General features: G+C 34.6%; 14 protein-coding genes. 2 read left to right on the top strand and 12 right to left on the bottom strand.

Features of this window, described 5'->3' with window-relative positions; translation table 11 throughout:
• Positions 1 to 16 precede the first annotated feature (16 nt).
• From KCG49_RS00250 to KCG49_RS00220, 7 genes are all read right to left on the bottom strand, one after another.
• Positions 17 to 985, bottom strand: a complete 969-nt coding sequence (locus KCG49_RS00250; RefSeq protein WP_218544175.1) for a serine hydrolase — start codon at positions 983 to 985, stop codon at positions 17 to 19.
• Positions 986 to 1,596: 611 nt separating this feature from the next.
• The gene (locus tag KCG49_RS00245) at positions 1,597 to 3,138 is read right to left on the bottom strand and encodes an acyl-CoA carboxylase subunit beta (RefSeq protein ID WP_218544174.1); all 1,542 of its coding nucleotides are present in this window, start codon (positions 3,136 to 3,138) and stop codon (positions 1,597 to 1,599) included.
• Between the two features lie 77 nt (positions 3,139 to 3,215).
• Positions 3,216 to 4,661, bottom strand: coding sequence for an acetyl-CoA carboxylase biotin carboxylase subunit (gene accC, locus KCG49_RS00240; protein ID WP_218544173.1), 1,446 nt, complete (start codon positions 4,659 to 4,661; stop codon positions 3,216 to 3,218).
• Between the two features lie 110 nt (positions 4,662 to 4,771).
• Complete coding sequence (locus KCG49_RS00235; RefSeq protein WP_218544518.1) at positions 4,772 to 5,257, bottom strand: acyl-CoA carboxylase biotin carboxyl carrier protein subunit; 486 nt, start codon at positions 5,255 to 5,257, stop codon at positions 4,772 to 4,774.
• Positions 5,258 to 5,318: 61 nt separating this feature from the next.
• Complete coding sequence (locus KCG49_RS00230) at positions 5,319 to 5,993, bottom strand: PrsW family intramembrane metalloprotease (protein WP_218544172.1); 675 nt, start codon at positions 5,991 to 5,993, stop codon at positions 5,319 to 5,321.
• Positions 5,990 to 6,547: an NUDIX hydrolase gene (locus KCG49_RS00225; RefSeq protein ID WP_218544171.1), complete on the bottom strand. Its 558-nt coding sequence runs from the start codon at positions 6,545 to 6,547 to the stop codon at positions 5,990 to 5,992. Before KCG49_RS00225 ends, KCG49_RS00230 begins: the two co-directional genes overlap by 4 nt.
• A 51-nt stretch (positions 6,548 to 6,598) precedes the next feature.
• Positions 6,599 to 7,687 carry a M42 family metallopeptidase gene (locus tag KCG49_RS00220; protein WP_218544170.1) on the bottom strand — a complete coding sequence of 363 codons (1,089 nt, stop codon included), beginning with the start codon at positions 7,685 to 7,687 and terminating at the stop codon, positions 6,599 to 6,601.
• Between the two features lie 124 nt (positions 7,688 to 7,811).
• On the opposite strand from KCG49_RS00220, the gene KCG49_RS00215 reads away from it, so the two are divergent.
• Together KCG49_RS00215 and trhA are read left to right on the top strand one after the other, a co-directional pair.
• The gene (locus KCG49_RS00215) at positions 7,812 to 8,525 is read left to right on the top strand and encodes a DUF4294 domain-containing protein (protein WP_218544169.1); all 714 of its coding nucleotides are present in this window, start codon (positions 7,812 to 7,814) and stop codon (positions 8,523 to 8,525) included.
• On the top strand, positions 8,526 to 9,152 hold the full coding sequence (trhA, locus tag KCG49_RS00210; protein ID WP_218544168.1) for a PAQR family membrane homeostasis protein TrhA: 627 nt from the start codon (positions 8,526 to 8,528) through the stop codon (positions 9,150 to 9,152).
• On the opposite strand, the gene KCG49_RS00205 is transcribed toward trhA, so the two are convergent.
• The 5 genes from KCG49_RS00205 to KCG49_RS00185 are packed head-to-tail and all read right to left on the bottom strand — an operon-like array spanning position 9,149 to position 11,976.
• Complete coding sequence (locus KCG49_RS00205; RefSeq protein ID WP_218544167.1) at positions 9,149 to 9,616, bottom strand: DinB family protein; 468 nt, start codon at positions 9,614 to 9,616, stop codon at positions 9,149 to 9,151. The two genes, trhA and KCG49_RS00205, sit on opposite strands and share 4 nt — an antisense overlap.
• Before the next feature lie 7 nt (positions 9,617 to 9,623).
• On the bottom strand, positions 9,624 to 10,127 hold the full coding sequence (locus KCG49_RS00200; RefSeq protein WP_218544166.1) for a cupin domain-containing protein: 504 nt from the start codon (positions 10,125 to 10,127) through the stop codon (positions 9,624 to 9,626).
• A 5-nt stretch (positions 10,128 to 10,132) separates the two neighbouring features.
• Entirely contained in the window at positions 10,133 to 10,561 is a 429-nt protein-coding gene (locus tag KCG49_RS00195; protein ID WP_218544165.1) for a DUF4268 domain-containing protein, read from the bottom strand.
• 2 nt (positions 10,562 to 10,563) lie between these two features.
• Entirely contained in the window at positions 10,564 to 11,238 is a 675-nt protein-coding gene (locus KCG49_RS00190) for a ZIP family metal transporter (RefSeq protein ID WP_218544164.1), read from the bottom strand.
• Between the two features lie 6 nt (positions 11,239 to 11,244).
• A complete protein-coding gene (locus KCG49_RS00185; RefSeq protein ID WP_218544163.1) occupies positions 11,245 to 11,976 on the bottom strand; it encodes a class I SAM-dependent methyltransferase in 732 nt (243 codons plus the stop codon).
• Positions 11,977 to 12,030: the final 54 nt, after the last annotated feature.

The raw sequence follows: 12,030 nt of genomic DNA, 5'->3' as shown, positions 1-12,030 counted from the left end.
AGCAGAGTCTGTTGAATTAAATTTTTTGCTGCTTTACTGAAGCACGCTCTTTTTTCATTACTTTTTCTAAAGGAGCTACGAGATTCCTTATAATACTTTCTCCAAAATCATTGTCTATGAGCGCTACTATAATATAACGTCGCTTAGGCCCCCAGACCAATGCTGAATCTGAGTGATAGTTTTTCCAAGACCCTGACTTTCTATAAACTTTAGCATTTGGGGCTATTTTATCTAATGTATTTACGAATTTATGATGTAAAGCAGGATCTTTCATTATCTCTAACATCTCTTCAGAGCGTTCATTACTAATAAGATTCCCCATAGCAAGTTGGTAATAAAAACTGCATACTTGCTTGGTGGTTGCGGCATGACTCAAATTCTTTAAAGGCTCTCTGTTGGTGTCACCACCACCACCGTAGCGTTTGCCTACCCATAGACCACCGCCAGTTTCTTCATCATAAAGTTCGTGCTTTGGAGCTCTCATCACCTCTTCGATTTTAGCGTAACCCACACGGTCTATCATACGAGTTGTTGCTTTGTTGTTGGACTTGCTAATCATTAACCTCATATCTTTTCTAACTTCCTTTGAATCCTCTAACTCACCTTTATCAATAGCGTCCATTGCAGCCAATAATACTGCAATCTTAGGTAGACTCGCTGCATACATCATGTTGTTATCGTTTATGCCAGCGTATTTAATATTGCTTAAATCAGTCATATCAACAATGCCAATAGCCATAAGCTTTTTTGCAACTAACCCTTTCCAAACAGCATTTTTATTAATTTCCTTTTCCAAAATTGATTGTAATCTACTATGCCGCAAATCATCAATCTTAGATATAGAATCTATTGTTTCTATAGGTAACTGTAGGTCTAATTTCTTTTTAAGCGTCAAAGTTGAATCTGAAAGGTGACCTTTGGGGTTTGTTTGCGAGTTACAACTATAAGTTAAAATTAAACATAAAATAAATGCTATCTTTTTCATTTGTTTAATTGGTTTAAAAATTAGTGTATTTACGTTCAATTTATATACCATAGACGGCTTAAGATAATAAAATAAATCATAAATTTTTCATAAAACTACCAAAGGCGAAATCGTAGATTTAAACCACTATGGTCGCATTTTTTAAGATTTTAAAAAAATTTAAGACTACTTATTTATTTAGGAGATTAATAAACGCTTAGTCGTTTATAATCAGCATTTAATCTTCAATTAATTAAAAATATATGTTATTAAAACGCCTTCCGCCAATGAGACTTGGTATAGTTTATATGCTCTTGTTAGAACTACTTTAGAAATCGGACAAGAGAATTCCGAGGTAACCTTCCCGTTTTTAAAATCATTAATTGCGTCTGATGACCAATATATTGAAGGGGCAAGTAGGTTGGGTATGCTTTTACAGGAGCTTCATTATTACCTGGAAAAGTTTAATCATTTACCTGATCAAATAGACAATAAACCCTTGTTGGAATTATTAGAGACCTATAATAAATCTCATTTTTATAATAATATTAAACAAACAAGTATTAAAGATATTAAGATTACAAAGTTACACTGCGTTACGAATCCTTTAATTAAAACGATACATTATACATTTAAAGTGGAATATTACCATGCTTACGCTTAGGGTTTACTACCTCTTTGTTTTCTAACATGCTAAATGCTTTAATCAATTTACGTCTTGTATTGTGAGGTAGAATGACCTCATCTACAAAACCACGTTCGGCAGCACTGTAAGGATTGGCAAAAAGTTCAGCATATTCCGCTTCTTTTTCTTTCCATTTTGCTTCTTTGTCAGTAGCATCAGAAATTTCACGCTTAAAAATAATCTCAGCTGCACCTTTTGCGCCCATTACGGCAATTTCGGCATTTGGCCAAGCAAAGTTCATGTCTGCACCAATATGTTTTGAGTTCATAACGTCGTAAGCACCACCATAGGCTTTTCTGGTAATTACTGTAACTCTTGGTACGGTAGCCTCACTAAAGGCATATAATAGTTTGGCACCATTTGTAATGATAGCATTCCATTCTTGGTCCGTGCCTGGTAAAAAACCAGGAACGTCTTCTAATACGAGCAGTGGAATATTAAAACAATCGCAAAAACGTACAAATCGTGCCGCTTTAGTAGAACTGTTAACATCCAATACACCAGCCAAAAACATAGGCTGGTTGGCAACAATACCAACCGATTTTCCACCTAAACGTGCAAAACCCACGATAATATTTTCAGCAAAATCTTTGTGAATCTCATAAAAAGAATCTTCATCAATAATTCCTTCTATAACCTCATGCATATCGTAAGGCTTATTTGGATTATCTGGTACAATTTTATCTAAAACATCTCTGACCTCTTCTTTAATTTCAAATGAAATATCTAGCGGTTTTTCTTTATTGCTTTGTGGTAAATAGCTTAGTAATTGTTTTACATCTTCTAAGCATTCTACATCATTAGCTGAGGTTTTATGAGCAACGCCAGACTTTGTGGAATGTACACTTGCACCACCAAGCTCCTCACTGGTAACTTCTTCGTTAGTCACGGTTTTTACCACATTTGGTCCAGTAACAAACATATAACTGGTATCTTCAACCATTAATGTAAAATCGGTCATAGCAGGTGAGTAGACAGCACCACCAGCACATGGTCCCATAATTGCCGAGATTTGTGGTATCACACCAGAAGCTTGTACATTTCTGTAAAAAATATCTGCATAACCTCCGAGTGAACGTACACCTTCTTGGATGCGCGCTCCACCAGAATCATTTAAACCAATGACTGGGGCTCCAACATTTACAGCCATATCCATAATCTTACAGATTTTTTCAGCATGAGTTTCAGAGAGTGAACCACCAAAAACCGTAAAATCTTGTGCAAATATATAGACTAATCTACCATTTACAGTTCCGTAGCCTGTAACAACTCCATCACCATAAAATTTTTGGTCTGCCATGCCAAAATCTTTTGTTCTGTGTGTTACCAAAGCACCAATTTCTTCAAAAGAGCCTTCATCTAAAAGGTACATAACGCGTTCTCTCGCAGTTAGCTTTTTCTTTTGATGTTGTTTGTCTATTCTGGCTTGGCCGCCACCAAGTTTTGCTTGTGAAAGCTTATTGTTAAGTGTTTTTATTTTTGAATCCATATGCTTATTGTTTGTTATTCTGAATTTGATTCAGAATCTGTTTTGTAACATGATTGCACTTTAATTGTTATTTACGATTAGCTTGGTATCGGTAACCGTAATAATTTTTGATCCTCCAAATATTGCTTTAACGCAATTTTAGCAGCTATTTCAGCTTCATTTTTATGCTGTTCTTCTAAAAGACTAGGTGAGTAGTACTTCTTTACAAAATGCGTATCAAAATTACCAGTTCTAAACGCATCGTGTTGGCAGACAAATCGTCCAAAAGGTAAAGTTGTTTGCACACCTTTTACATGGTAATTATCAATAGCTTTTATCATCAACTCAATGGCTTCTTCACGCGTATCACCATAAGTAATTAACTTAGATAGCATTGGGTCATAATAAATAGGAATATCCATGCCTTCCTCAAAACCGTTATCTACACGTATATTTTTACCCTCTGGAAGCTGATATACTTCTAGATTACCAACACTAGGTAAAAAATCATTCATTGGATCTTCGGCATACACACGAAGTTCTAACGCATGACCATTGATTTTTAAATCGTCTTGTTTGATATCCAAAGCTTCACCACGAGCCACTTTAATTTGAAGTTCCACTAAATCTACACCAGAAATCCATTCAGATACGGGATGCTCTACCTGTAATCGTGTGTTCATTTCAAGAAAGTAGAAATTATGATCTGCATCCAATAAAAACTCTACTGTTCCTGCACCTAGATAATCACAAGAACGTGCTACATTAATTGCAGCTTGTCCCATTCTTTCTCTTAATTCTGGAGATAAAACTGATGAGGGTGCTTCTTCAACTACTTTTTGATGGCGTCTTTGTATGGAGCATTCACGCTCAAAAAAATGCAAAATATTACCGTGACTATCAGCCATAACCTGAATTTCAATATGTCTTGGGGATGTCACATATTTTTCAACAAAAACAGAACCGTCTCCAAAAGCAGATGTAGCTTCACTGATAGCACGCTTCATCTGATTTTCTACGTCTTTTTCTTTTTCCACCACACGCATACCTTTTCCGCCACCGCCAGCTGCAGCTTTTATAAGAATTGGTAATCCGATGTCTCTGGCAATCTGTACGGCTTCTTTTGGATCGGTAACCGCATGGTCAACACCAGGCACCATTGGTATATCGTAATCTTTAACAGCATCTTTTGCTGCTAATTTGTCTCCCATCATTTTTATGGCTTTAGAGCGCGGTCCAATGAAAATAACATCGTTCTTTTCGCATAATTGCGCAAAATCTGCATTCTCACTTAAGAAACCATAACCTGGATGAATACCATCTACATCTAGCGATTTAGCAACTTCTATAATTTTATCTCCTCTTAAATAAGATTGATTTGATGGTGCTGGACCAATACAAACAGCTTCGTCTGCATACTTTACATGAAGCGCATTTCTATCTGCCTCAGAAAAAACAGCAACAGTTTTAATACCCATTTTTTTTGCCGTGCGCATAACGCGGATAGCAATTTCACCTCTATTGGCAACTAATATTTTTTTCATATTATTTTCTTTATAATGTCACTTCGAGTGATTTTTCGGTAGAAAATATTATCGAGAAGTCCTCGATACGTTTTGCTTATGCTTTACAAAAACACTCGAATGGACATCCTTTATTCAAATTCTATTAAAAGTGAATTTTTTTCAACTGTTTCACCTTGCTTTACACTAAGCGATTTTATAACACCATCTCTGGGTGAGTTAATGACATTCTCCATTTTCATGGCTTCGAGGATCAGTAAGGCATCGTCTTCTTTTACGTCTTGGCCTTTTTCGACATTGATTTCGAGTATTAATCCAGGCATTGGTGCCTTAATCTCGTTTACTTTTTTAGAAGCACCAATTTCAAATCCTAAAGCTTCTATTTGCTGATCCAGAGCATCGTTAATGTTAACCTCATAAGTGTTGTTATTAACCTTAACAGTATAGAGTTTGTTGTTGAAATCTGAATTTAAAATGGCTGTTTTTACAGATTTGTTGTCTTGTAGAATGTGAAATGTATTGTCCGAAGTTTTAATACAATCTACAGCTTCAGCATCTTTTTTTGAAATGTCAAATTGATGAGAAGCATTCACTTTTATTTTATACATAGTAGCGATTTTAAAGTGTAAATTTATACATTAAAAGGTTTTTAAAACATGAACTAAATCATGTTTAATATTATGTTTTAAATGTTGAATTTTCCTGATGTCGTCGTATCGCTTTTTTTGAAAGGATAATACCAACAATCAAAGATATAAAAGCTCCAATAGATATACCTGGTATGAATCTTATAAATAAAAAGAAATCGTATGCACCATGGAAGAGCACTGCTAAAAACAAACCAGCCATATTTAGCTGGAACCTATTTTTAGAAAACTTAGCCTTACCCATATAATACCCCATTAATATTCCGAATGTGGCATGTGCAGGTACAGCAGTAAAAGCTCTTAGAACAGCCGTTTGGTAACCTCCTTCGAGTACATACATAATGTTTTCGGTACATGCAAAACCCATGGAGACCATAACGGCATAGATAATACCATCGTAGGGCTCATTGAAAGCCTTCTTAGGCTGGTTAAAATATTTTATAATAACATATTTACTAAATTCTTCCGATAGTGCCACCACTATAAATGCTTGAATAAACTGTTGCCATACACTAAACTCATTAGTAATGGGAATGAATCGTCCCGTTAATAAATACAGCACAGTTACAATTATAATACTAACTATGGCTCCAAAAAGAAAACTAGCTAAAAGCAGACCAATAGGTTCTTTTTCATATTTATCTTGAAAATAGATGTAAACGATAATGACCATTACTGGCGCAACTGCCATGAGCAATAAATTCATATGTTGAGTTTTTGTTTAATGGTCTTAATTACAAAGTAGTAATACGATTTATTTGTTGGAATGAAATGATTATTGGTTTCACTCTGAGCTAATAAGTCTTCAAACGTTTTAAAAGATACAAGTTTTAAAGCTTCAACTTCATCTTTTTGTGGAGTAAGGTTTTTTAGTTCAGTCTTTAATTCAGCAATATACACCTGATGAAATTCATTATCTTGAATCGCTCCACTTGCATAGTTGGTTTCATGAAACTCAACACCAATTTTTATTAAATCTTTAGGCTGTAGTTCTAACCCAATTTCCTCTTTCGTTTCTCTTATTGCAGCTTCTAAAAACGTTTCGCCTGCATCAATATGTCCCGCAGCAGATACATCCCAAAGCAAGGGGTGAATCGCTTTTTTATGTGAACGTTGTTGTAACAAGACTTCACCTTGTTTGGTATATAGCCATAAATGAATTGTATTGTGATACCAACCGTTTTTATGTGCTTCGGATTTTAAAGCCGTTTTGCCTGTGGGCTTACCTTTATTGTCAACAATGTCGATATATTCATCCATAAAGAAAAATTGAAGATTCTAAAACATATATTTTCAATGAGATCTTTCATTTTATTCAAAATAACTAAACGTGTCTCCGTCCTCAATTTTTAAGAGTGTTTCGTAAATTAGCTTTATCACATTTTCAACATCACTTTTATGAACCATCTCTACAGTGGTATGCATATAACGCAGCGGTAAAGAAATTAAGGCAGAAGCAACACCGCCATTACTATAGGCAAATGCATCTGTATCTGTTCCTGTGGCTCTAGAAAGTGCGGCACGTTGAAACGGTATTTTTTTCTCTTCAGCTGTATCTGTAATTAAATCTCTAAGTTTTTGTTGTACCGCAGGCGCATATGCGACTACTGGTCCATCACCAATTTTAGCCAAGCCCTGTTTTTTGGGATCTATCATCGGAGTCGTTGTATCGTGAGTGACATCCGTAACTATAGCAACATTGGGTTTAATGGTTTCTGTAATCATTTCTGCACCACGTAATCCTATTTCTTCCTGAACGGAATTGGTTATATAAAGACCAAAAGGTAATTTCTTTTTGTTCTCGTGTAGTAATCGGGCGACTTCGGCAATCATAAAGCCTCCCATTCGATTATCTAGAGCTCTGCAAACAAACTTGTCTTTATTGAGAATATGGAACTCATCAGGGTAAGTAATGACACAGCCCACATGAACTCCCATTTTTTCAACTTCCTCTTTATCCTTTGCACCTATATCAATACAGATATTATCTGGTTTTGGTGGTTCTTCTTTAGATTTGTTTCTGGTATGTATAGCTGGCCAACCAAAAACCCCTTTTACAATGCCATTTTTTGTGTGAATATTTATGATCTTACTTGGTGCTATTTGGTGGTCGCTTCCACCATTTCTAATAACATACAGCAAACCTTTGTCTGAAATATAGTTGACATACCACGAAATTTCGTCAGCATGCCCTTCTATAACGACTTTGTATTTTGCTTTAGGATTTATAACCGCCACGGCAGAACCATAAGTATCTGTAATAAACTCATCAACATAAGGTTTTAGGTAGTCCATCCATAGTTTTTGCCCTTCCCATTCGTAACCTGTTGGAGAGGCATTATTTAAATATTTTTCTAAAAAGTCCATCGACTTTTTTGTGAATAATTGCTTTTTAGCCATTTATAAAAATTTTCCTTAAAAATAATAATATTAATACGAATTTAGGGTTAGTGGTTGTATTAATTCTTAATTTTGAAAATGTGATGAATCGTTCTTTGGAACGATTTTGGAAGTGACATTACCCATGAGACATATTACATACATATTGTTGTTGTTTTCTACTTTGGTTTTTGCCCAAGAAGATCCTGTGGAGCAAGATTCTACCCAGGTACACTATATGATCATTGAAGGTGATTCTATACCTGTTACTGAAATTGAGCTCGATGAGGTTTTAATGTTGCCCAATTTAAGTTTTGAAGATAGGAAAGCAAGAATTAGATATATCGTTTTAAGACGTAAGACCTTAAAGGTCTATCCTTATGCAAAGCTTGCTGCAGAACGCTTAGAAGCTTTACAAGAACGCTTAGATAAACTAAAGCGCAGACGCGAAAAGAAGAAATATGCCAAAGTGATTCAGAAATATATTGAAGATGAGTTTTCTGCGGAATTAAAAAAATTGACAAAAACCGAAGGGCAGATTTTAGTTAAACTTATTCATAGGCAAACCGGTAAGACAACTTTTGAACTTATTAAGGAACTACGGAGTGGTTGGCGCGCCTTTTGGTTTAATAGTACTGCAAATTTATTTGATATTTCCTTAAAAAGAGAGTATAGTCCAATAGAAGAAGAAGAAGATTATTTGATAGAGGATATTTTACAACGCGCTTTTCAGAATGAGCAGTTGGTACGGCAAAGCGCAGCATTTAAAATTGATTTCTATGCATGTGTAAATAAATGGTCTAGGCCAAAGCCAAAAACTAGTTCCAAAATTAAGCCTCACATTAATTCTAAACAGTAGATGCGTGCACAAACTCAATTTGAAGAGCAACTTAATGCTTGGTCGCATGGCATTGGTGCTGCTTTAGGTATTGCGGCTTTGGTTTTACTTATTGTATTTGCTGACGTAACTAAACCGTGGAGTTTGTTGAGTGTTATAGTTTATGGAATTTCGATCATCACTCTGTTTTTAGCTTCAACATTGTATCATGCTGTAAAAGGACAGAAACGCAAGCACTATTTTAGAATTATTGACCATGTGAGCATTTATCTACTCATTGCAGGAACATATACGCCGGTATTATTGATTTTACTCAGAGATAGTTTAGGCTGGCATTTGTTTTGGACGGTTTGGGGAATTGCAGCTTTTGGTGTGATTTTAAAACTTTTTTTTACTGGCAAATTCGAGCTCTTTTCTACAATGCTCTATTTGATAATGGGTTGGCTAATTGTGTTTGATTACTCCAATACTGCTGAAGCCTTAGGTACAGACGGCGTTTTTTGGTTATTTGCAGGAGGGTTGTTTTACACCGTCGGAATTGTGTTTTATGCTATTGAAAGAATACCTTTTAACCATGTGATTTGGCATCTGTTTGTTTTAGCTGGTGCTATTTGCCATTTCTTTATGATATTCTGGTATGTAATCTAAGCTGTAGTCAAAAATTTTTTTATGATGGCAATTTGTCCAAGATGATAATGGGTATGTTCAATGATTCCGGCCAGATTTCTATAATATGTACCATATTTTTGTTCGGCTAAAAAAGTATCGAGAGCATTATCATCTAGCTTTTCGATAAGTGAGATAAATTCTTTGCATTCTTTCCACATCGTATTTTGAAATTCTTGCCATTCAGCTTCGGTTTGAAGCTTAGGGTAATCGAAGCTGAACTTATCTCTAATGGTTAATTCGCCTCCATTTAATACATCCATAGTACCTTTTACATAATAATGAATATGAAATGATAATGCCAAAATTGTATTTAATCCTTTGACTTCTTTGGTGGCAATTTCTAAAGTTACACCTTTTAAGTTGTCTCTAAAGTTTGAAGCGGTCCAATTACCTCCAAAATAGACTTGATGTAAGCTTGTGGCTATAAGTTGCGTCGTTTTCATTTGTCATTTAGTCATGCGTTAGTTTAGCAATAATGCTTTTTAAATGCGGAAATAAATCGGTGAGTTCTTTTTTAGACTTGAGCTCAAAATCCTCAAAACTGAATCCAGGAGATACAGTACAACCAGTTAAAGAAAAAGTATCACCTTCTACAACTTCAGCGGCAAACCAACAACCACCTGGTGCCACAAATTGAGGAAGTTCTCCTTTACTGAGATCTTTTCCAATTATATGTTCTGTATATTTTCCTGCTTCTGTTATCATATGTAATCGTATAGGTGAGCCATCATAAAAATGCCAAATTTCATCTTGCTTTATTCTATGTAATGCAGAAAAATTATCAGATGTCAATAAAAAGTAGATACAAGTTGAATAATTGCGTTCTCCATTATAGCTGGCTTCTAAGCTATCTGCATTTATAATTCCAGTACTTCTATAGGTTTCTTTAAAATAGCCACCTTCGGGATGTGGTTTAAGGTGGAGTTTAGTTATTATATGTTCTATGGAATTCATCAAAACTAAATTTTTATTATGTCCTTATATTCCTCAAAAAATGCCTCAAGCAAAATCATATTTGTATTAAAGAATTCCATAACATCTCGCCAGGTATTTTTATTATGGATAGACACTTTTTGTTCTAAAGGCAAATAGATGCGAGAGATTTCTTTGCTATTCTCTAAATAATATGTCTCTTCGTAAATAGCATTGGGTACATATTCGCTAAGCAAAATGCCTTTTAGAGCGATTAATTTTTCCCAGCAGTTAATACGATTTTCTAAATCATCTTCTAGGTCTAAGGCAATTAATGCCGACTTGGTATCAAAGTGAAATTTAAAGGAGAGTCCTTTGATTTTGGTATTATATAGTAGCCACTTTCTTGGAAAAGACTTTCCAAAACTGGTCCAGAATTCTTGGCGTAATTTTCGGCTTTCTTCTTTAGAGAACATTTTTAGATAAAGTAAGCAATCAGAATTCCCAAACAAATAGCAACAAGCTTAGATAAATTAAACTTATGCCCTTCACCGGTTTCAAATAAAATGGTGGTAGAGATATGCAAAAATATACCTATCACTATAGCATTTATAATGTCTACGTACTCGGTTGCTATAGTTGTATTGTTGGAAATGTAGGTGCCTAAAGGTGTCATAACGGCGAAAATCACTATAAACCCAACAACTTGAATTTTACTATAGTTAGATTGTAATAAAAATATCGTAAGCAATACAGCAATAGGAATTTTATGAATAAAAACACCATACACCATATCGTTATGTTGATGAATTGGAAAGCCTTCTAAAAAACTATGAATACAGAGGCTTGTAAATAATAACCAAGGGAATTTATTATCTTCCTTGTGAATATGTACATGACCATGTTCTGCTCCTTTTGAAAAAAACTCTAAAATAATCTGTAGCAGAATTCCACACATTATAAAAAGCCCAGTTTGCTTGGCTTCAAGGTGTTGGTAAACTTCAGGCAATAAATCAAATAGTGTTAATGCCAGTAAAAATGCACCACTAAACGACAATAAAAGCTTTGTTCCAATTGCCTTTTGCTTTTTGGTTATCAGGGCAATAATAACCCCAATGATTATTGCATATATAGGGAATAGATATTTATTCATGCATACCTATTTAAAAATCATAATCAAGCGTTCAGATGTTTTGTGATGGTATTTTCGTAATTTGTAGTCACCAAAGACATCTAATAAATGGACTCCAGCTTTTTTAAACAAGACTTCAAAATCTTCTAAAGTAAATGCTCTAACACGTTCTTGAAATTGATACTGTTCATCATCCGCTTCAAAAGTAATATCCTTAGTAATATAACCATCTTTGAGGCTTCTTTTTTGATGAAAACTTATGCCTTCAACCGTTTTTATATTTTCTTCTACTAAATTTTCAATAACATAGTTTGTGTTCATAAAATCGATAACACCAAAACCAAATTTATTTAATTCGGTTTTGATAGATTTTATAGTTTCGAGATTACAATTTTCATCTTCAAAATACCCAAAACTCGTAAAGAGGTTAAATACAGCATCAAAAGTATCAGGATAGGGTTTGGTCATATCGTGCACATTAAACTTAAGTGTATCATTTTCGTATTGACGGGCATGTTTTATACTTTGTTCGGATAAATCCACTCCAGTAACATTAAAACCAAGCGTATTAAGATAGATTGAGTGCCTTCCCTTGCCACATGCCAAATCTAGTATTTTACCACCTTCAGGAATGTTAAGGTAATTGGTAAGATTGTCCATAAAGCCTTGCGCTTCAGAATAATCCCTGTCTTTGTATAAGATATGGTAATATGGCGTGTTAAACCATGAAGCGTACCATTGTTTTGTTGATTTAGTCATAATATTAACTGTCGTACAAAAATAGTGTAAATTTGCATTCTATTTTACGAAGTA

Source organism: Winogradskyella luteola, assembly GCF_019203985.1.
In the GTDB taxonomy this organism is placed as follows: domain Bacteria; phylum Bacteroidota; class Bacteroidia; order Flavobacteriales; family Flavobacteriaceae; genus Winogradskyella; species Winogradskyella luteola.
The sequence above is the reverse complement of the archived record's forward strand: the minus strand, read 5'-3'. Positions and strand labels throughout refer to the sequence as shown.